The sequence below is a fragment of the Actinoplanes sp. L3-i22 genome (assembly GCF_019704555.1).
Lineage (GTDB): Bacteria > Actinomycetota > Actinomycetes > Mycobacteriales > Micromonosporaceae > Actinoplanes.
On sequence record NZ_AP024745.1, the window covers coordinates 11,637,202 to 11,657,689 of the forward strand.

Annotated in this window: 14 protein-coding genes; 6 read left to right on the forward strand and 8 right to left on the reverse strand. The window is 72.8% G+C overall.

Annotated features, from left to right (window positions below):
• Nucleotides 1-48: 48 nt before the first annotated feature.
• Entirely contained in the window at nucleotides 49-1,860 is a 1,812-nt protein-coding gene (gene dacB, locus L3i22_RS51670; protein WP_221324691.1) for a D-alanyl-D-alanine carboxypeptidase/D-alanyl-D-alanine-endopeptidase, read from the reverse strand.
• Nucleotides 1,861-2,154: 294 nt separating this feature from the next.
• Here dacB and L3i22_RS51675 point away from each other — a divergent pair, with 294 nt between their 5' ends.
• Nucleotides 2,155-2,658 (forward strand): inorganic diphosphatase, encoded by a 504-nt coding sequence (locus tag L3i22_RS51675; protein WP_221324692.1) that lies wholly within the window; start codon nucleotides 2,155-2,157, stop codon nucleotides 2,656-2,658.
• A 71-nt stretch (nucleotides 2,659-2,729) separates the two neighbouring features.
• Here L3i22_RS51675 and eccD read toward each other — a convergent pair whose 3' ends face one another.
• A complete protein-coding gene (eccD, locus tag L3i22_RS51680; RefSeq protein ID WP_221324693.1) occupies nucleotides 2,730-4,112 on the reverse strand; it encodes a type VII secretion integral membrane protein EccD in 1,383 nt (460 codons plus the stop codon).
• A 130-nt stretch (nucleotides 4,113-4,242) separates the two neighbouring features.
• Between eccD and eccCa the strand changes: the two genes are divergently transcribed.
• Both eccCa and mycP read left to right on the forward strand, forming a co-directional pair.
• Complete coding sequence (gene eccCa / locus L3i22_RS51685) at nucleotides 4,243-8,163, forward strand: type VII secretion protein EccCa (protein ID WP_221324694.1); 3,921 nt, start codon at nucleotides 4,243-4,245, stop codon at nucleotides 8,161-8,163.
• Between the two features lie 69 nt (nucleotides 8,164-8,232).
• Nucleotides 8,233-9,774, forward strand: coding sequence for a type VII secretion-associated serine protease mycosin (gene mycP, locus L3i22_RS51690; RefSeq protein WP_221324695.1), 1,542 nt, complete (start codon nucleotides 8,233-8,235; stop codon nucleotides 9,772-9,774).
• A 252-nt stretch (nucleotides 9,775-10,026) separates the two neighbouring features.
• Here the strand turns inward: mycP and L3i22_RS51695 are convergent, their stop codons facing one another.
• The 5 genes from L3i22_RS51695 to L3i22_RS51715 form a co-directional block, all read right to left on the reverse strand.
• The gene (locus L3i22_RS51695; RefSeq protein ID WP_221324696.1) at nucleotides 10,027-11,205 is read right to left on the reverse strand and encodes a MarP family serine protease; all 1,179 of its coding nucleotides are present in this window, start codon (nucleotides 11,203-11,205) and stop codon (nucleotides 10,027-10,029) included.
• A 27-nt stretch (nucleotides 11,206-11,232) separates the two neighbouring features.
• Nucleotides 11,233-11,961 (reverse strand): CoA pyrophosphatase, encoded by a 729-nt coding sequence (locus L3i22_RS51700; RefSeq protein ID WP_370644328.1) that lies wholly within the window; start codon nucleotides 11,959-11,961, stop codon nucleotides 11,233-11,235.
• A gap of 58 nt (nucleotides 11,962-12,019) precedes the next feature.
• Nucleotides 12,020-12,682 carry a TlpA disulfide reductase family protein gene (locus tag L3i22_RS54805; protein WP_221324697.1) on the reverse strand — a complete coding sequence of 221 codons (663 nt, stop codon included), beginning with the start codon at nucleotides 12,680-12,682 and terminating at the stop codon, nucleotides 12,020-12,022.
• Nucleotides 12,679-13,476 (reverse strand): endonuclease III, encoded by a 798-nt coding sequence (gene nth, locus L3i22_RS51710; protein ID WP_370644589.1) that lies wholly within the window; start codon nucleotides 13,474-13,476, stop codon nucleotides 12,679-12,681. Before nth ends, L3i22_RS54805 begins: the two co-directional genes overlap by 4 nt.
• A 78-nt stretch (nucleotides 13,477-13,554) precedes the next feature.
• Nucleotides 13,555-14,739 carry a CapA family protein gene (locus L3i22_RS51715; protein ID WP_221324698.1) on the reverse strand — a complete coding sequence of 395 codons (1,185 nt, stop codon included), beginning with the start codon at nucleotides 14,737-14,739 and terminating at the stop codon, nucleotides 13,555-13,557.
• A 205-nt stretch (nucleotides 14,740-14,944) separates the two neighbouring features.
• On the opposite strand from L3i22_RS51715, the gene L3i22_RS51720 reads away from it, so the two are divergent.
• The 3 genes from L3i22_RS51720 (at nucleotide 14,945) to L3i22_RS51730 (ending at nucleotide 19,224) form a co-directional block, all read left to right on the forward strand.
• Nucleotides 14,945-15,622: a Crp/Fnr family transcriptional regulator gene (locus L3i22_RS51720; protein WP_014447921.1), complete on the forward strand. Its 678-nt coding sequence runs from the start codon at nucleotides 14,945-14,947 to the stop codon at nucleotides 15,620-15,622.
• Nucleotides 15,623-15,835: 213 nt separating this feature from the next.
• Nucleotides 15,836-17,209, forward strand: coding sequence for a carboxyl transferase domain-containing protein (locus L3i22_RS51725; RefSeq protein ID WP_221324699.1), 1,374 nt, complete (start codon nucleotides 15,836-15,838; stop codon nucleotides 17,207-17,209).
• Between the two features lie 11 nt (nucleotides 17,210-17,220).
• A complete protein-coding gene (locus tag L3i22_RS51730) occupies nucleotides 17,221-19,224 on the forward strand; it encodes a biotin carboxylase N-terminal domain-containing protein (protein WP_221324700.1) in 2,004 nt (667 codons plus the stop codon).
• A gap of 258 nt (nucleotides 19,225-19,482) precedes the next feature.
• Here the strand turns inward: L3i22_RS51730 and L3i22_RS51735 are convergent, their stop codons facing one another.
• Nucleotides 19,483-20,463, reverse strand: a complete 981-nt coding sequence (locus L3i22_RS51735; protein ID WP_221324701.1) for a serine/threonine-protein kinase — start codon at nucleotides 20,461-20,463, stop codon at nucleotides 19,483-19,485.
• Between the last annotated feature and the right edge of the window lie 25 nt (nucleotides 20,464-20,488).

Consider the following 20,488-nt stretch of genomic DNA (forward strand, 5'->3'; position numbering starts at 1 on the left):
CCCGCGCGGCTCCATAGCGCACTCCGGTGAAACCCCTAGGACCCCGCGCTACGCGCAACCGCAGGCGACCAGGGCCGTCGCCACCTTGTCCAGCGCCGCCTTGGCGCTGCTCGCGTTCGAGGTGGCGCTCGCCATGATCGCGAAGGAGAGCACCCGCCCGTCCTTGGTGACCAGCACGCCGGCCAGCGTGTTCACGCCGCTCAGGGTGCCGGTCTTGGCCCGTACGACGCCCTGCGCGGCCTGGTTCGGGCTGGGCGTGACGAACCTGGTCCGCAGCGTGCCGGACCAGCCGGCCACCGGCAGGCCGTTGAACATCGCGGAGAGCTCCGGCTTGGTGCCGCCGGCCGCCAGGGCCAGCGTCTGGACCAGCAGGGTCGGGCTGATGCCGTTGTGCCGGGAGAGGCCGCTGCCGTCGTACAGGTCGGCCTCGTCGCCGGGCAGGCCCAGCTCGCGCAGCTTGGCGATCATCGCCTCGGAGGCGCCGTCGAAGCTCGGCTCGTCCCCGGCGGCCAGCGCGACCTGCCGGGCCATCGTCTCGGCCAGCGTGTTGTCGCTCTGCTGCAGCATCCAGTCCAGGATCTGCACCAGTGGCGGCGACTCGACCCGGCCCAGCTCCTGACCCGGGGCGACGCCCGCGCCGGCGGCCGCGGAGGCCGGTGCGGAGGCGTCGGCGGCCGGCGCTTCGCCCTTGGCGACCTTCGACGAGGCCACCCCGAGCTGCTTCGCGAACGCCTTGCCGGCCGACAGCGCCGGGTCGGTGAAGCGCGGGTCGCCGCCGTTCTCGTGGTGCACCGGGGTGACCCGGCCGGCGTTGGTCATCAGCGACTGGATCTTGGCCACCTGCCCGTCCGGCGAGACGTCGCCGGACGACCAGCCGAGCGCGGTGGTCGGGCCCTTGAACAGCGAGACGTCCACGGTCACCTTGGTGATCGGGGTGTCGCCCATCGCCGTCTTCACCTGCTTGGCCAGCAGATCGAGCCGGGCCGCGCCGGGGAACTGGCCCTTCGCGTCGATCGACAGGGTCGGGTCGCCGCCCCCGATGATCACGACTTCGCCCGGGTTCTCGCCGGCCACCACCCGGGTGGCCAGCCGGTAGGCCGGGCCGCGGGCGGCCAGCACGGTCACCGCGGTGAGGATCTTGGTGGTGGACGCCGGGGTGGTCGGGATGTCGGCGTTCTGCGCGTAGAGGACCTGCGACGACGCCACGTCCAGGACCGAGACGTGCACGGTCGAGCCCAGCGCCGACGACTTGACCAGCGGATCCAGGACCGCCTTGACCGCGGACGCGCTCGGCGCCTGGCCCTGCGACGTCGCGGCGGCGAGCACCGGCGTCGGGGTCGGCTCGGGCGTGGTCGCGTTCGGCGTCGGGGTGGTCGCGTCGCCGAACCAGCCGGCGATCGGGCCCGGCTTCTCCACCAGGCCGACCACCACCACGGCCAGCGCGACGACCACCGCGAGGACGATCGAGGCGACCTTCGTACTGGAAAAGATCCCTGGTCCGGAATCGGCCGATTCGGTCTCGACGGCCGGTTCGGCGGCGGCCTTCGGCGCCGCGGGTGGCCGGGCGCCGCCGGACAGCGCCGGCACCGCCGGGCGCGCGGTGTTCAAGGGCACAGAGGCTTTCCCGTACGCGTCCACGCCGCTCGCCGCGGCCGGCGTCGGAGCGGCCGGCGGCCGCACGGGTGGCGGCGCGGCCGGTGGCGGGGAAGCGGGCTGCGGCGGCGTGGGCTGCGGCGGCGTGGGCTGCGGCGGCTGCGGACCGCTGGGCGGATAGCTCCCGGCCGGTGGGATCGGAACCGTGGTCTGCGCGTCCGGCGACGGCGGCGGGAAGCTCGCCCAGCCGGGCGCAGCCGTCGGCATGCCCGGAACGCCGGACTTCGGCGGAAGCTGGGACGTGGGCACGTCGGACCAACCGGGCTGCCTTTTACCGGCATCCGGGTGATTCGCCCCGTCCGACACGCCGCTGTTGTCCGGACCGCTCTGTGAATCTTGCCTCGTCACACGCCCCTCCTCGCCCGTGGCGTCAGACTTAGGGGAGACTAGCGACATCCGGCACACCGTTGCGCGCGGATCCTGCGGGCCTGCTTCCACTCCCCCGCTTCCCCGCCCGGCGGCCCGGTCTAATCAGCGGGCAAGCTTAAGGGGAGCGACATAATGGATTTCGACGTTCTGGTTGAGATCCCCAAGGGGCAGCGCAACAAGTACGAGGTGGACCACAAGACCGGGCGCATCCGGCTGGACCGGACGCTCTTCACGGCCACCCAGTATCCGGCCGACTACGGCTTCATCGAGGGCACCCTGGGCCAGGACGGCGACCCGCTCGACGCGCTGGTGCTGATCCAGGAGCCGACCTTCCCCGGCTGTCTGGTCCGCTCCCGCGCGATCGGGATGTTCCGGATGAGTGACGAGAAGGGCCGCGACGACAAGGTCCTCTGCGTGCCGTTCGAGGATCCCCGCCAGGAGCACCTGCGCGACATTCACCACCTGGGCGAGTTCGACCGGATGGAGATCCAGCACTTCTTCACGGTCTACAAGGACCTGGAGCCGGGCAAGTCCGTCGAGGGCGCGACCTGGGTCGGCCGGGTCGAGGCCGAGGCGGAGATCACCGCCTCGTTCAAGCGTGCCGCGGACGCCGAGGCGCACGAAGAAGCGCACTGATCGCTCGCATCCCCTGATACCGCTGACGACCGCACCTGCGGGGCCCGGGCCTCGCAGGTGCGGTCGTATGGCTACCCGAAAGCTATGCCGCTGACCGCGCTGTAGAGGCCGGCCACCGCGCAGGCGACCGGGATCACCGCGACCGTGGCCAGCACGTCCAGCAGCTCCGCGCCCCGGCTCAGGTACCCCGAGGGCGGCCGGTCCGACCAGGTCACCCCGACCGCCACCACGATCAGGGCGAGCACCACGCACCCCACGGTCACCACCGGCAGCGCCACCTCGGGCGCCCCGCCGACCAGGTCCGCGCCGAGCGCCGCGGCGGCGGCCAGCCCGCCGGCAATCAGCGCCAGCCGATGCCGCCGCGCGCGGAACAGCCGGGAGCGCAGCAGCAGCGCGACCGCGGCCGCCGCGAGCAGGATCCGCGCGGTCCGGGTGCCGGTGACAGCGAGGACGGCCGCCGCCCCGGCGACCAGCACCGCGTGGCCGAGCAGCAGACCCGCCAGGAACTCGTCGGCACGGCGGGCCGCGGCGAAGACCACCTCCCGGTCCGGGCGCCGGCGCATCGCCTCCAGCGCCACGCCGGCCGGCTCGTCCGCCGGGTCCGCCGGCAGCACGTCCGGTGGCGCCGGGGTGCGGCCCAGGCGCAGGGCCAGCGCCGGGAGCAGCGCGACCCCGCAGACCAGCAGCGCGAGCAGGGCCGCGGCGCCGGCCGCCGGATCCGTCGCCAGGGCGATGAGCGCGCCCAGGGCGCCGAGCACGCCCACGGTCGAGCCGGCCGTGAAGACCCGCGGGCCGGCCGCCACCCCGGCCCCGCCGAGCGCCGCCGTCAGCAGCACCGCGACCGAGCCGGCGAGCACCTCGGGAGCGCCGAGCCGGTCCTGGCCGGGCAGGGTGACCAGGGCGGCCGCGCCCAGGAACGCGTACGGCATGGCGAACCCGCCGAGCACCACGCCGGCGATCGCCACCCGGTAGGCCCGGGCGGCGGCCGTCGCGGCCACGACGAGTAGGGCGGCCAGGCCCAGGCCGGTCCAGCCGGTCGGGTCCCCGCGCAGCGCGACCAGGCCCAGGGTGAGGACGACACCGGCACCGAGCAGGGCGGCCGCCCGGGTGGACGCCGGGCTCCAGACGCCGCCGCGCCGGCGGGCGCCCTCGGCGACCGCTTCGACGACGTCGTCGTACTCCAGCTCCGGCCAGTCCTCGTGGGCCGGGCTCAGGTGCAGCACCTCGCCGTCGCGCACCCCCTGTGGATGCAGCCCGCTGCCGACCTCGAGCTGGACGCCGTCGGCCCGCCGCAGCACCCAGCCGCCGTGCCGCTCGCCGGTGTCGGCGAGGTCCTCGCCGGCGTGCCGGAGCACCTCCGGGAGCAGCTCGGCCAGGGGCACGTGCTCGGGGAGCGCCACGTCCACCCGGCGCTGCGGGGCACTGATCGTCACGCGAGCCAGACCGGTATCCACCAGGCCCCTCTCGGTTATCCACAGGGGAGGAAGTTGATGCTGCGGGATCGACCGAACTTTATCTAGCATGGGCGCGTCGTGATGCCCCGTGATCGGCGAGGCACGGTGAGCGACGGAGAGGCGGCGTGGGATGGGCACCGTGGCGGTCAAGCGGGCCGAGCGCCGGCCGGCGCCCGAGATCCCGTTCGGCGACCTGCCGGTCGAGCCGCCACCCGAGGTGCCGCCGCCGCTGGCCGGTCGGTGGCAGCAGGCGCTGATGGTGCTGCCGATGCTGGGCGGCACGGTGGCCATGGCGATGATGATGGGCCAGGGGCGGGGCGGGGCTTACTCGTACGTCATCGGTGGTCTTTTCGGGGTTTCCTCGCTCGCGATGCTGGCGACCTCGTTCGGCTCGGCCACCGGCCCGCGCCGCGCCGAGATGGCCGCCGCCCGGCGCGACTACCTGCGCCACCTGGCCGTCCTGCGGCGCCGGGTCCGGGAGACCGTGCGCCGGCAGCGCGCCGGCCTGCTCTACCGGCATCCCGACCCGTCCCGGCTGTGGTCCACGGTGTCGAGCCACCGGCTCTGGGAGCGCCGGCCCGACGATCCGGACTTCGGCGTGGTGCGGGTCGGGCTCGGGCCGCAGTCGCTGGCCACTCCGCTGCAGGCGCCGGTCGCCCGGCCGCTGCACCAGTTGGAGCCGATGACCGCGGGCGCGCTGCGACGTTTCCTGGACGCCTGGTCGGTGGTGCCGGACCTGCCGGTGGCGATGTCGCTGCGCGGGTTCGCCCGGGTCCACCTGCGGGGCGGCGAGCCGGCCCGGGCCCTGGTTCGCGCCGCGGTCATCCAGCTCGCGGTCTTCCACGCGCCGGACGATCTGCTGGTCGCGGTCTGCGCCGGGCCGCGGCGGCGGGCCGAGTGGGAGTGGGTGAAGTGGCTGCCGCACGGCCTGCACCCGGAGCGCGGTGACGCGCTCGGCCCGCTCCGGCTGGTGGCCGGCTCCGGCGACGAGCTGGACCGGCTGCTCGGCGACGTGCTCGCCGGCCGGTCCCGGTTCCAACCCGGCGCGTCCGGCGGGGCCGGGCCACACGTGGTGATCGTGCGGGACGGCGCCGACCCGCTGCCCGGCGACGACGGGCTGGACGGCGTGACCGTGCTGGACCTGGACACGCCACCGCCCCGGCTGCTGGACCGGGCCACCCTGGCGCTGGAGGTGGACCGGTCCGGCGCCCTGCGCACCCTCACGATGGAGGTCGAGACCGAGGCCGGCCGGGCCGACGCGCTGCCGGTGACCGCGGCCGAGGCGATCGCCCGGCGGCTGGCCCCGCTGCGGCTGGCCGGGCCGGCCGATCCGGACGGGGCGCCCGCGCCGGCCGAGGCCGGGTTCACCGACCTGCTCGGTCTCGGCGACCCGGAGAGCTTCCGGCCGGCTCGGGGCTGGCGGCCGCGCTCGGCCCGGGAGCGGCTGCGGGTGCCGATCGGGGTGACGCTCGAGGGCCTGCCGGTCGAGCTGGACCTGAAGGAGTCCGCGCAGGGCGGGATGGGCCCGCACGGCCTGCTCATCGGCGCCACCGGGTCGGGCAAGTCGGAGCTGCTGCGCACCCTGGTGCTCGCGCTGGCCGGCACGCACTCGTCGGAGTCGCTGAACTTCGTGCTGATCGACTTCAAGGGCGGGGCGACGTTCGCCTCGCTGGACCGGCTGCCGCACACCGCCGCGCTGATCACCAACCTGAACGACGAGCTGCCGCTGGTCGACCGGATGGCCGAGGCGATCGACGGCGAGCTGATCCGCCGGCAGGAGCTGCTGCGCCGGGCGGGCAACTTCGCCGGCCTGCCGGACTACGAGCGCGCCCGGGCGGCCGGTGCGACGCTGCCCCCGCTGCCGTCGCTGTTCCTGATCGTCGACGAGTTCGCCGAGCTGCTGATGCACAAGCCGGACTTCATCGAGATGTTCCTGCAGATCGGGCGGGTGGGGCGATCGCTCGGCGTGCATCTGCTGCTGGCCAGTCAGCGGCTGGAGGAGGGCCGGCTGCGGGGGCTGGACACGCATCTGTCGTACCGGATCGGGTTGAAGACCTTCAACGTCGTCGAGTCGCGGGCGGTGCTCGGTGTGCCGGACGCGGCCGACCTGCCCAGCGCGCCCGGGCACGCCTACCTGAAGTTCGGCAGCGGGCCGCTGACCCGGTTCCGGGGGTCGTTCGTGTCCGGGCCACTGCGCCGCGCCGGGGGCCGCGGTGGCGGGGCGGCCGGGGCGCGGGAGGCGCGGGTGATGGCGTACACGACCCGGGCGGTCGCGACGCCCGTGACACCCCTGCCGCTGCCCTCGGCCGAGCCGGCGCGGGACGGGCCGACCCTGCTCAGCGTGCTGGTCGACCGGATGGCCGGGCAGGGGCCGCCGGCCCACCAGGTGTGGCTGCCGCCGCTGGACCGGTCCGCCGCGCTGGACGACCTGCTCGGCCCGCTGGTGGTCGACGCGGATCGCGGGCTGGCCTGCGCCAACCCGGCGCTGCACGCCGCCCTGCAGGTCCCGGTCGCCCTGGTCGACAAGCCGCGCGAGCAGCTGCGCGACGTGCTGTGGCTGCAGCTCGGCGGGGCGGCCGGGCACGTGGCGGTGGTCGGCGGGACGCTCAGCGGCAAGTCGACCGCGCTGCGCTCGCTGATCTGCGGGCTGGCGCTGACCCACACCCCGACCGAGGCCCAGGTGTACTGCCTGGACTTCGGGGGCGGGTCGCTCGGCGGGCTGCGCGGGCTGCCGCACGTCGGCGGGGTGTTCGGACGGCTGGAGGCGGAGGGCGTGCGCCGGACGGTCGGCGAGATGGTCACCCTGCTGGCCGAGCGGGAGCGGTCGTTCGCCGAGCTCGGCGTCGGGTCGATGGCCGAGTTCCGGCGCTCCCGGGCCGGCGCCGACGTGTTCCTGGTGGTGGACGGCTGGGCCACCGTGCGGACCGACTTCGAGGAGCTGGAGCCGGTGCTGACCGACCTGGCCACCCGCGGCCTGTCGTACGGGATCCACCTGGTGGCCGGCGCCTCCCGGTGGATGGACTTCCGGCCGGCCCTGCGGGACCAGTTCGGCTCCCGGGTCGAGCTGCGACTCGGCGACACGTCGGACTCGCACGTCGGGCGGCGGGCCGCGGCGGCGGTGCCGGATCAGCCCGGGCGGGGCGTGACCGAGCACCCGGCGGTCAAGGGACAGGGGCTGCACCTGCTCACCGTCCGGCCCGAGGTGGGCTCGATCGGCGACACCGCGGCGCTGGTCAAGGCGGTGGCCGCGGCCTGGTCCGGGACGGTGGCGCCGCGGGTGCGGTTGTTGCCGCCGATGGTGGCGTACTCGGAGATCGCCGGCGCCGGTGCGGGCCTGCGGCTGCCGATCGGCCTGGCCGAGGCCGACCTGAAGCCGGTGACCATCGATTTCGCGACCGACCCGCACTTCCTGCTCCTCGGGGACGCCGAGTGCGGCAAGTCGTCGTTCCTGCGCGCCCTGGCCAGGTCGGTGACCAGCCGATTTGAGCCGGAGCAGGCCCGGCTCATCCTGGTCGACTACCGCCGCAGCCTGATGGACGTCCCGGAGACCGAACACCGGATCGGGTACGGGATGCAGACTCAGCCCACCCTCGACCTGATGCACTCGGTGGCGGGCTACATGGCGAAGCGCCTGCCCGGCCCCGAGGTCACCGCCAAGCAGCTCCGGGACCGCTCGTGGTGGACCGGGCCGGAGCTGTTCGTCCTGGTCGACGACTACGACCTGGTGGTCGCCGGGCCGGTCAACCCGCTCACCCCGCTGCTCGAGTATCTGCCGCAGGCCCGGGACATCGGGCTGCACCTGGTGATCACCCGACGGGCCGGCGGGGCCGGGCGCGCGCTCTACGAGCCGGTGATCCAGCGGCTGCGTGAGCTCTCCGCGCCCGGGCTGGTGATGTCCGGGGCACCTGAGGAGGGCGCTCTGATCGGCACCGTCCGGCCGGAACGGATGCCGCCGGGGCGTGGTCGGCTGATCACCCGTCGTGAGGGAATTCGGCTGATTCAGCTGGCTCATCCGGAATACCAGCCGGGGACAGACTCCCAGTGCGATTAGGGACCCCGGACCGCAGCGATGCGCAACGTTTTCGGAGTAATCTCCCCCCATCGACTGACCATCGTGAGAATGGCGACGCCGACCCGTGACCAGATTGAGCGCAACGTTCCGGCCGCAACGGCCGCGGTGTCGTGCGCCCTTCGGCGGTGCCCGTTGCTGAGCGGACGCCGTTTCGGGGCGGCGGCCCTGGCCGGATTCATCGCGTTGGCGCCGGCGACCGCACCCGCTTTCGCGGCCGAGCCCGTGCGCGCTTTAACTGAGCCGGTTCTCGGCTCGCCTGCGCTGGCCGCACCCGTCCTCGCCGTGCCGGTTCGCGGCGCGCCTGCCCTGGCCGCGCCCGTCGTCGCTGAGCCGGTTCGCGGCGCGCCTGCGCTGGCCGCACCCGTCCTCGCTGAGCCCGGTGTCGCCGACGAGATGGTTGAGGACAGCACGCTGGGCCGGCCGCTCGCCGATCCCGGCGCCGCGATCGACACCGTCCGGGCCGACGAGTGGCAGCTGCAGACCCTCGACCTGGCCGACGCGTGGACCTATGCGGACGGCACCGGCGTCACCGTCGCGGTGATCGACTCCGGGGTCGACGCGCACCACCCCGACCTGGAGGGTCAGGTCCTGCCCGGGCTGGACCTGGTCAACACCAAGGGCGACGGCGACACCGACCCGGTCGGCCACGGCACCACGGTCTCCGCGATCATCGCCGGCCGCAACGACGACAGCACCGGCGTGGTCGGCATCGCCCCGAAAGCCAAGATCCTCCCGGTCCGGGTGCTGAACGAGGAGAACCGGTACGACGACGCGCTCATCGTGGCCAAGGGCCTGCGCTGGGCCGTCGACCACGGCGCCCGGGTGGTGAACCTGTCGCTCGGCGGCAGTGCGAACAGTCCCGCGCTGGCCGCCGCCCTGGACTACGCGTTCGCCAAGGACGTGGTCGTCGTCGCCTGCACCGGCAACGTGAACGCGTCCTCGTCGACCGCGCGCGGCGTGTGGTACCCGGCGCGCGAGCCCGGGGTGATCGCGGTCGCCGGCATGGAACGCAACGGCACCGACCTCTGGGACGGTTCGATCACCGGCAAGGAGACCGTGGTCACCGCGCCCGCGACCGAGCTGGTCGGGGCGAAGCCGGGTGGATACTGGCGGGTGCAGGGCACCAGCTTCGCCGCGCCGATGGTGACCGGCACCGCGGCGCTGATCCGCTCCCGCTGGCCGGACATGTCGGCCAGCGACGTGATCAACCGGATCATCCGGACCGCGAAGGACCGGGGCTTGCCGGGCCGCGACGACGTCTTCGGCTTCGGCCTGATCGACCCGACCGGGGCACTCACCGCCACCGTGCCGGAAGCCGCGACCAACCCGCTGGACAACACGCCGCCGGCCGGGGTGGCCCGGTTCGGCAGTGCTCCGGCTTCGGGCGAGGCGCAGTCCGCGCCGAGCAGCGAGGCCGGTCGCCAGACGGAGGCGGCGGCCCCGGGCACGAACGCTGGGGGCTGGGCAGCTCCGGCGACCGCTGAGCCCGGCGGGTCGCATCGGGGGCGCTTTGTCGCGATCGCTCTGTTCGTGATCTCCGCGCTGGCGGCTCTCGTGACCATCCGCCGCTTCGCCAGCACCGCCGGCTGACCCACCCACCACCAGCCGTTCCCCACCTCCAGTCGCGCGCTGGCGGAGGGTTGGCCACGCGTTGGGCCGCCGGAGCCCGCCAACGGAGGTTGGCCACAGGACCAGGCTGCCTCAAAGGTCAGGGGGCGCCGAGGTCAGGCGGGCTCGGGGGTCAGGCGGGCCTGGGGGTCAGGCGGGCTCGGAGGCCAGGCGGGCCTGGGGGTCAGGCGGGCTCGGAGGCCAGGCGGGCCTGGGGTCAGGCGGGCCTGGGGGTCAGGCGCACTCGCCGGTCTTGACGGCTCGGGTGCTTTCGCGGCCCAGCTTCGCGATCGGCGCCGCCTCCGCGGCCGTCAGAGCGAAGCCCACGTTCTTGTCATCAGCGGCCGCCGCGAAGATCACGCCCAGGACGTCGCCGTTGGGAGCGATCAGCGGCCCACCCGAGTTGCCGCTCCGGACCAGGGACTTGATCGTGTAGATCTCCCGGGTCACGTCACCCGACTCGTAGATGTCCGGCCCGGTGATGTCGCCCACGTCCCGGACCCGGGCGGACTGCGCGTTGTACGGCCCGTCTTGCGGATACCCCAGCACGATCGCGCTCGCCCCGGTCGCCGCCTTCTTCGCGACGAACGGCATGACCGGCGCCTTCAGCCCGGGCACCCGGATCACCGCGAGGTCGCGTTTCGGGTCGTACACCACCACGGTGCCTTCCAGCTGCCCACGGGTCGTCTCGACGACCACGTCCCGGGTCCCGGCGACCACGTGCGCGTTGGTCATCACCCGCTCGTCCGCGTAGACGAAGCCGGTCCCCTCGATCCGCCGGGAGCAGCTGGGCGCGGCGCCGAGCACCTTGAGCACGGACTGCTTGGAGGTCTGCACGATCTTCGAGTTCCGCAGCGCCGGGTCCGGCTCGGCGACCTCTTTGGCCTGGGTCCGGGCGAGCCCGCCGAACACGTCCGGGAAGCCGTTGGTGTCCAGCGTCTCGCGCAGCGCCGAGGAGAGCGCCTGCGCCTGCTCCGGCATCAGCCCGTTGATGCCGCCGAGGATCGCGCTGCTCCGGACCGCCTTGTTGATCCCGGGGAACGGGGTCGAGCCCATCGGCACGGCGACCAGCCACGCGGCGAGCAGGACCGCGACCACCGACACGAGCGCGCCACCGGCGTCGTCGACGTGCTGCAGCGGGCGGTTGAAGATCGCCTTGCGCAGGCTGGTGCCGAGCCAGCCGGCCAGCGTCTGCCCGAGCACGGCCAGCGCGAGGATCACGGCGAGGGCGACGACCATGCGGACTGTGCCGTCGGCGAACTGCTTGGCCAGCAGCGGACCGAGCTGCAGCCCGATCAGGACGCCGCTGAAGAAGCCGCCGAGGGACAGCGCGCCGATCACGAACCCCTGGCGGTAGCCGCTGATCGCGAACAGCAGCATGAGCACGATCAGGAAGACATCGACCACGGGCACTCACTCAACATAGAAGTCAGGTGCACGTCACGGCACCACCTCGTCGGGCGCACCGCCACGCGCCGCCGGAACCGGGGCCGCGGCGTCGGGCAGCTCGACGATACGACCCGGCTCCCAGGGTGCCGCCCAGCCCGCCATGTCCAGCAGAACCGAGATCACCCCCGCCGTGAAACCCCAGACGAGCAGTCCGCGGACCTGGAAGGCCGGTCCGATCCAGCCGCTCGGGTGTCGCACCCGGATACGGTTCGCGGGGTCGGCAAGTTCACTGATCGGCAATCTGGCCACGTGGGCGACCTCGGTCACCTGCCGCGGCCGGACCGGGTGCGGGCGCCGCCACCAGGCCAGCACCGGGGTGACCGAGAACCCGCTGACCGGGATCCACAGCTCGGGCAGCAGGGCCAGCGGCTCGGCGCTGGCCGGGTCCAGCCCGACCTCCTCGTCGGCCTCGCGCAGCGCGGTGGCGATCGCGTCGGCGTCCTCCGGGTCGGTGGCGCCGCCCGGGAACGCGGGCTGGCCGGCGTGGTTCCGCATGGTCGCGGCGCGTTGCAGGATCAGCAGGTCGGGGCCGCCCGGGGTGTCGGCGGCCGGCGGGCTCTCGCCGAGCAGCACGAGCACCGCGCTGGCCCGCCCGGCGGCGCCGGCCGGCTTGCGCAGCACGCTGAAATCCTCGGTGCGACAGGCGGCGACCCGGGTGAGCAGCGGCTCGAACCACGACGGCAGATCATCGGGCCGGTCCAGCAGCATTCCGCCGCTCATGCGACCGATCCGAAAAATCCAGAATCAGGGGTACGCCCCGGAGCAGTCCCGCCACCATTCACAGCTGCACCGAGATTCCGGTGTGCTCGCGCACCAGTTCGGTCAGCCCGGCGGCGTCCATCGGATAGCGGTGGACATACGTCTTCCCGCTCGCGTCGACGAAGATCGTGCTGGGCAGGTTGACCACGCCGAGCCGGCTGATCGCCGTGCGGTCGGGGTCGTAGAGGGTCGGCATGGTCACGCCGTGATCGGATCCGAACGACGCGGCCGCCTGCCGGCTGTCCCCGGTGTCCAGGCCGAGCACGGTCAGCTTGCCGGTGTCGGCCAGCCGCTGCACGACCGGCAGCTCTTCCCGGCAGGGCCCGCAGTACGTGGCCCAGACGTTGATCACCGCGGGACCGCGCAGCTCCCGCAGATTGACCGCGTCACCCCCGGCAAAGCACTCAACCGAAATATCCGGAAGATCGGACACCCCGGAGGAAGCCGCAGCACCGGCAAGCGCGGCAGCGGAAGCGCTGGAAGCAGAGGCACCGGGCGAGCCTGCAGCGGACGAAAGAGCGTCCGGCGAGGCAGCAGCGGACGAAGGAGCTTCAGCCGGCGGAGTGCAAGCCGTGAACGGCGAAGAGACCGCCGCCGACTCCTCGGACCGAGCCGCCGCCGAGCACCCGGCCAGCAGCACCGCGCCCACCGCGCCGGCAACGATCGGAAGACCAGCCCTCACGGTTCCTCCGGCGCGAGCACGGCCGCGGCCGGCACCAGCTCCGGGTCGACCCCGGCGGCCGCCGCCAGATCCCGGGCCCGGGGCCCCTTGAGGAGCTTGGCGGCCGGCGCCGCCTCGGTCGGCCCGGTCCCGTACGACGGGCAGGACGCCGCCAGCGTGCAGGCCCCGCAGGCCGGCTTCCGCGCGTGGCAGACCCGCCGCCCGTGGAAGATCACCCGGTGCGACAGCATCGTCCAGTCGCGCTTCTCGATCAGGTCGGCGACCAGGAACTCGATCTTGACCGGATCCTCCTCGTGGACCCAGCCGAACCGGTTGGTGAGCCGCCGGAAGTGCGTGTCGACGGTGATCCCGGGCACGTCGAACGCGTTGCCGAGGATCACGTTGGCGGTCTTGCGCCCGATGCCGGGCAGCTTCACCAGCTCGTCGAGCTTGCCGGGCAGCCGGCCGTCGTGCGTGGCCAGCAGCGTCTGACCGAGGTTGATCAGCGAGTTCGTCTTGGCCCGGAAGAACCCGGTCGGCCGGAGGATCTCCTCCATCTCGGCCCGGTCGGCGGAGGCGTAGTCGGCCGCCGACTGATATTTCCGGAACAGCCGCGGGGTCACCTGGTTGACCCGGACGTCGGTGGTCTGCGCGGACAGGATCGTCGCCACGGCCAGCTCCAGCGGCGTGCTGAAGTCGAGCTCGCAGTGCGCGTCCGGATGGGTGTCGGCGAGCACCCGGGCCATCTTCCTGGCCCGGCGCTTCACACCGATCGGCGTCTCGCCCGCGAAACGCTTCATCGACCGCGCCAGCACGGCTGGCCCGGGGTCGGCGGGCGCGGTGCGGGGACGGGTCACCGGTAAAGAGTACGTCGGCCCGCCCACCGCTTCGCCTCACGCCGACGGCTTGATCGTCCCGTCGTCGCCGATCGTCACTCCGGTCTGCGGGAAGTCCGCCGCCGTCAGGGAGGTGACCAGCTCACGGCCGTGCTCCCCGGCGGCGTCCCGGGTGGGCAGGCCGTTGCTGTTCAGGGCGGTCGAGACGAACTTCCCGCCGCCGTACGACCCGTCCTTGCGCAGGGTCACGCGCAGGATCCCGGCGTACTTCAGGATGCCGTCCTTGGAGAGCGTGTGGCCCCCGCCGGCGAAGTTGCCGAGGCTGTACGCGATCAGCTTGCCCCGGTAGAACTCCATGCCCCGGACCACGTGCGGCCCGTGCCCGATGACCAGGTCGGCCCCGGCGTCGACGGCCGCGTGGGTGAACTTGACCGGGTCGCCGCGGTTCTCCCCGAGGTAGTTCTCGGTGCCCGGCGTGACGTGGTTCTTCGTGACCCCTTCGGCACCCATGTGCACCTGGACCACGACCAGGTCGGCCGCCGCCTTGGCCTGCTTGATGACGGTCCGGGTGTGCGCCAGGTCGTTCAGGTTGTTGGTGCCCGCGTACGGCGAGAACCCGATCACCGCGATCTTGATGCCCTTGACGTCGACGGTCGTGATCTCGTCGGTCGCGCCGGTGTGTTCGAGCCCGGCGCCCTCGAGCGCCTCGATGGTGTTGCGGTTGCCGGTCGTACCGAAATCTTTGGCGTGGTTGTTGGCCAAATTCATCAGCTGGAAGCCGCCGGCCTTGAGGTGCCCGGCATAGGAGGGCGGCGAGCGGAACGCGAAGCAGCCGCTGCGAGCCGGCGAACCGCACTTGGAGGCGCCGGTGTCCTCGGTGAGCGGCTGTTCGAGATTGCCCATCACCAGATCGGAGGCGAGGTCCTTGCGAACCGCGTCGAAGAATCCGGCGCCGTTCTTCGGCGGCAACCCGTTCGGCGCGCTGGACATCATGATGTCGCCGGTGGCCGAAAGTGTCACGGATTCGACGGTGGTCGACTCCTCGCGGACGGCGGCGGTCTTGCCCGGGACTGCGGTGCCGGGTGCGGATGCGGAATGCCAGCTCGCGTCGCTGCCGCTCCCCCGATTGGCCAGGGCGACGCCACCCACGGCCACGCCGGCGGCAACGGCGAGGACAAGGGTGATATTCAGGGCAGAACGCCCAGAAAAGCTTTTGCGGTGGGACCGGGGGTGCGAATTCATCGACCGGGACGATACCGTCGGCTCGCAAGCGGGAGCGACCGACGAAAGTGCCGTCCCGAATTACCCGTACCGTCGAATTGTCACCGACGGTCCAGGCGATTCTGGTTACCGTCCAGTATCTGGATCAAGGGGTGGCCGCCCGTTTCCCGCCCGCGTGCGCCTAGACTGATCGAGCGCAGACGTTGCGCGTTTCGGAGGTGCGGCGATGGATGAGGTACTGGCGCGCAGCGGAATCTTCCAGGGCGTTGACCCGGAAGCCGCAGAGGCGCTCGCCAAGGAGATGGACACGATCGAGGTCCGCAAGGGCGACGTGGTCTTCAACGAGGGCGAGGCCGGCGACAGCCTGTATATCGTTCTGTCGGGAAAGATCAAGCTCGGTCGCCGTGCTGCGGACGGACGGCAGAACCTCGTCTCCATCATGGGTCCGTCCGACATGCTGGGCGAGTTGTCCCTCTTCGACCCTGGCCCGCGTACGGCCACGGCGACCGCGGTGACCGACAGCCGGCTCGCCCGGCTGAAGAAGTCGTCGCTGCGTCCGTGGCTGAACAATCGGCCGGAGATCGCGGAGCAGCTGCTGCGGGTCCTGGCCCGTCGGCTGCGGCGGACGAACGACGCCCTGGCCGACCTGATCTTCACGGACGTGCCCGGTCGGGTGGCGAAGAATCTGCTGCAGATGGCCGGCCGGTTCGGTACCCGGGACGGTGGTGTGTTGCGCGTCACGCACGACCTCACCCAGGAGGAGCTGGCCCAGCTGGTCGGCGCGTCCCGCGAGACGGTGAACAAGGCACTTGCCGACTTCGCCTCGCGCGCGTGGCTGCGACTGGACGGTAAGAGCGTCATCATTCTCGATCCGGAACGACTCGCCCGGCGCGCTCGCGTCTGACGTTCCGAGGCATCACGTAATAAGGGGCTGTCCAGGTGGACAGCCCCTTAAACGTGCTTGATCCACTCTTCCCGGTGACCGGCCCATGCAGGCCGGATCCGTGTCGCGCCCGCACAGCCGCTCGTTACGGAGGTGGCCGAGAGGCACCGGCGTGACAGGGAAGGGCGCGGCATTGAACGCAGGCAGGCGCGTAACGGGCATCGGGGTGTCGTCGTGACCGTGCTCGACACCACGCTGGACCCGCGCGACCCCGCGTACCTGGAGGGTCGCGGCACCACCATGCAGTGGCTCGCCTCGTTGGAGGGCGCGCTCGACGAGGCGCGCGCCGGCGGCGGCGAGAAGTGGGTGACCCGGCACCACGCGCGGGGGAAACTCCTGCCCCGGGAACGCATCGAGATGTTGCTCGACCAGGACGGCCCGTTCCTCGAGCTGTCCCCGGTGGCGGCCCGCGGCTCGGAGTTCCCGGTCGGCGCGAGCGTGGTCACCGGCATCGGCGTGGTCGAGGGCATCGAGTGCGTGGTGATCGCGAACGACCCGACGGTGGCCGGGGGCGCGGTCAACCCGTACACCGCGGAGAAGATCCGCCGGGCCGCCCGGATCGCCTCGGAGAACCGGTTGCCGCTGGTCAACCTGGTCGAGTCGTCCGGCGAGGCGGCACCGGCCGGGAGCATCGCCCGCGAGCTGAGCCGGCTGACCGCCGACCGGGTGCCGACCGTCTGCGTGGTCTTCGGGTCCACCAGCGGGGACGCGGCGTACCTGCCGGCGCTCTCCGACTACACGATCGTGGTGCGGGGGCACGCCAAGGTGCTGACCATCCACCCGCAGCGCAGCGGGGTCGAGGTGCGGGCCACCCCGGTGGTGCCGGCCGGTCCGCCCGGGCCCGCCGACCAGCTGGCCGAGGACGAGCGGGACGGGCTGCGGCTGGCCCGCCAGTGCGTGCGCCGCTTCAACTGGCGCAAACAGGGGCTGTCGGCCCGGACCACCCGTCCGGGCGAGCCCCGTCACGACCCGGAGGCCCTGCTCAGCCTGGCCGCCGCGGACCCGGCGACGTTCGATCCCCGGGAGGTGCTGGCCCGGATCCTGGACGACTCCGACTTCGACGAGTTCAAGCCGGGCCAGGGCAGCGTGCTGGTGGCCGGCTGGGGCGAGCTGCACGGCTACCCGCTCGGCGTACTGGCCGGCCCGGGCGTCTGGCTCTCCCCGGCCGAGTCGCAGAAGGCCGTGCACTTCCTGCAGCTGGCGAACGCGACCGCGACGCCGGTGCTGTTCCTGCGGTATCGAGGGGAGATCAAGAACAACGACGAGGCCGGCGTACGGCAACACGACGCCCCCCTGGTCCACGCCGTTGCCAAGTCGACCGTGCCGCACCTGGTCGTCACCATCGGCCCGGAGCCCGGGGGCCCACCGGACCGCGCCGACCAGCCCCGATTCCAGTTCAGCTGGCCGCGTCCCCCGGCGGAGCCCGCCGCGGCCGACGACGGCGTCATCGACCCCCGCGACACCCGTACGGTCCTCGGCCTCTGCCTCTCCGCAGTGCACAGCGCCGCCGTGGCTGGTGCCGAGCACGTCGGCGTGTTCCGACCTTGAAAGGTAGACCCGTGATCCGACGACTCTTGGTCGCCGACCGTGGTGAGATCGCCCGCCGGGTGTTCGCCACCTGCCGTCTGGTCGGTATCGAGACGGTCGCCGTCTACTCGGACGTCGACACCGACGCCCCGCACGTCAACGAGGCCGACTACGCCGTCCATCTGGAGGGCAACACCCCGGCCACGACGTACCTGGAGCAGCACGCGCTGATCGCCGCCGCCAAGCGGGCCGGCGCGAACGCGGTGCACCCGGGCAACGGGATGCTCGCCGAGGATCCGGAGTTCGCCGCCGCGGTCACCGACGCCGGGATGATCTGGGTCGGCCCGCCCGCCGCGACGCTGCGCACCCTGCACCGCAAGAGCGAGACGAAGAAGCTGGTCGCCGAGGCGAAGGTGCCGGTGCTGCCGACCTTCACCGACCCGGCGACGGTGCCCGGGTTCCCGGTCCTGATCAAGCCGGACGCCGGCATCGGGGGCGCCGGCATGCGCGTGGTCCGGGACGCGTCGACGCTGGCCGAGGCGGTCGCGTCGGCCCGGCGCGAGGTGGACGGCGACGTGTTCTGCGAGCCGTACGTCGCCAACGTCCGGCACATCGAGGTGCCGATCCTGGCCGACGCGATGGGCGCGGTGGTGCCGTTCGGCGAGCGGGAGTGCTCGGTGCAGCGGCGCTACCAGAAGATCGTCGAGGAGACCCCGTCCCCGGCGGTCGACGCGGCGCTGCGCGAGGACCTGTGCCGGGCGGCGATCGTCGCGGTCCGGGCGCTCGGGTTCGTCGGCGCCGGCGCGGTTGAGTTCCTGCTCGACTCGGACGGCGACTTCTGGTTCCTGGAGCTCACCCCGACCCTGCAGACCGATCACGCGGTCACCGAGTGCACCTCCGGCTACGACCTGGTCCGGCTGCAGCTGCTGATCGCCGAGGGCGGCAGCCTGCCGATGCCCGGGCCGCCGCCGATCCGCGGGCACGCCATCGAGGTGCGGATCTGCGCCGAGGACCCGGCCTACGCCTGGTTGCCGAGCGCCGGCACCCTGCACCGGTTCGCGGTGCCGGACGTGGCCGGCGCGTTCCGCCCGCTGCCGCAGCCCGGCCTGCGCCTGGACTCCGGCGTCGCGGACGGCTCGGTGACCGGGGTCCAGTACGACCCGATGCTGGCCAAGCTGATCGCCTGGGCGCCGTCCCGGCAGGAGGCGGCCCGGATGCTGGCGTCCGCGCTGGCCCGGGCCCAGCTGCACGGCGTGGTCACCAACCGGGACCTGCTGGTCCGCACGTTGCGGCACCACTCGTTCCGGGCCGGCGACATCGACACCGGCTTCCTGGACCGGCATCCCGAGGTGTTCGCCCCGCTGCTCTCCTCGGTGGACGCGGTCCGGCTCTCCTGCCTGGCGTCCGCGCTGGCCGGGGCCGCCGACCGGCGGGCCAGCGCGCCCGTGCTCGGCACCCTGCCGTCCGGCTGGCGCAACGTCCCGTCCGGCTCGCAGACCGCGGTCTACGACGGCCCGACCGGCCCGGTCGAGGTCGGCTACCGGATGAACCGGCACGGCGAGCTGGCCGGCTGGTGGGTCCGCTCGGTCGACCCGGAGGAGCTGGATCTGGCCGGTCTCGGTCAGGCGCCGGTCGACGAGCACCCGCCGATCACCGTCGTCTCGGCGAGCCGCGACCGGGTGGTCCTGAACGTCCAGGGCATCCGCCTGGCGGTCCTGGTGCACCGCGTCGGGGACGTCTCCTACGTGGACAGCCCCGAAGGATCGGTCACGCTGCGTGAGATCTCACGCTTCCCGCTGCCGGCCCCGGAGGCCGCGGAGAGCTCGCTGATCGCTCCGCTGCCGGGGGCGGTCCGCCGGGTCCTGGTGGTGCCGGGGCAGCGGGTCCGGGCCGGGGAGCTGCTGCTCACGCTGGAGGCGATGAAGCTGGAGCACCCGGTGCACGCGCCGTCCGCGGGCGTGGTCTCCTCGCTGCCGGTTCATCCGGGAGCCGAGGTGGACACCGGCGAGCTGTTGGCGATTCTTGACCCTGAGTAATATTTATTTCCTACGCTGCGGCCAATAACTGATCGTCGCTCCCGCGGGGACCCTCGCGACCCTCGCAGGGCGCTGGCGCGCCCAGAACGCGAGGGCCGCAAGGGCGATGTCCGAGGGTGGTCACTCAAAAAAGAATGGGCGGACCACCGCGAGGAAACGCCTCAGCCCGGATGCGGCCCAGCGGCCCGGAGGGGCAGCGGCCTGGCGCTGCTCCCACGGGGCTCGGCCCAGGCCGTACCAAAGCATGATCTTAAAAAGTCACCAGCTGAACCACTTGGCGAAGAAGCCCTTGCGGTCCTGGGTGTGCACGGTCGGGGTCTCGTCGAGTGTCGGCGTGGACGGCGGGATCGGCCGCGGGCGTGGCGCCACATACGTCGACGCGGAGCGGTAGACGGTCGGTGGCGGCCCGTTCGGGTCCAGGCGCAGGTTGCCCAGCTCCTCGAGCAGACCGGACGCGGACGGGCGCCCACGCGGGTCGTTGTGCATGCCTCGGCGCAGCACCTCGAGGAGGGCGCGCGGCACCCCGGGCAGGTCCGGGATCGGCCGCAGGAAGAGGTCCATCAGCGTGATCAGACTCGGACTGCGGTCGGTGTCCCAGCGCGGCGGGCGACCGCTCATCACCGCGTAGAGCGTGGCGCACAGCGAATACACGTCGGCGGCGCCGGACGGCTGCTCGTGGCGGAACATCTCGGGCGGCGCGTAGGCCGGCGTCAGCACCTCGAGGGTGACCGACGAATCCCGCATCTCGCCCAGCACGGCCAGCCCGAAATCGGCCAGCACCGCCTGGTTGAACTGCGAGTAGAGGATGTTGGCCGGCTTCACGTCGCGGTGCAGCACGCCGTTGGCGTGGGTGTGCACCAGCGCGTCGGCGATCTTCACCCCGACGTCGCGCGCCTCGGCCGGGGTGAGCGGCTTGACCCGCATCCGGTCCAGGTACGACCCGTCGCAGAGCTCCATGATCAGGTACGGATGCTGGTCGACCGTGACGCCCACGTCGAACAGGTCGACCACGTGCGGGTGCGAGGACATCCGCCCGGCGGCGCGCGCCTCCCGCAGGAAGCGGGCCTGGTCCCGGGCGTTGTCCAGGGTCCGGTTCTCCATCTTGATGGCGACTTCCCGCCCGACGGAGTCCTGGGTGGCTCGGTAGACGGTCGCGTATCCCCCGCGGGCCATGACCGACAAGCCGGACATGCCCGGGACATACGGCACGGGCAGGGCCCCAGGCGGTGTATCGGTCACGGCTTAGAAAATACGCCAGCGTCGG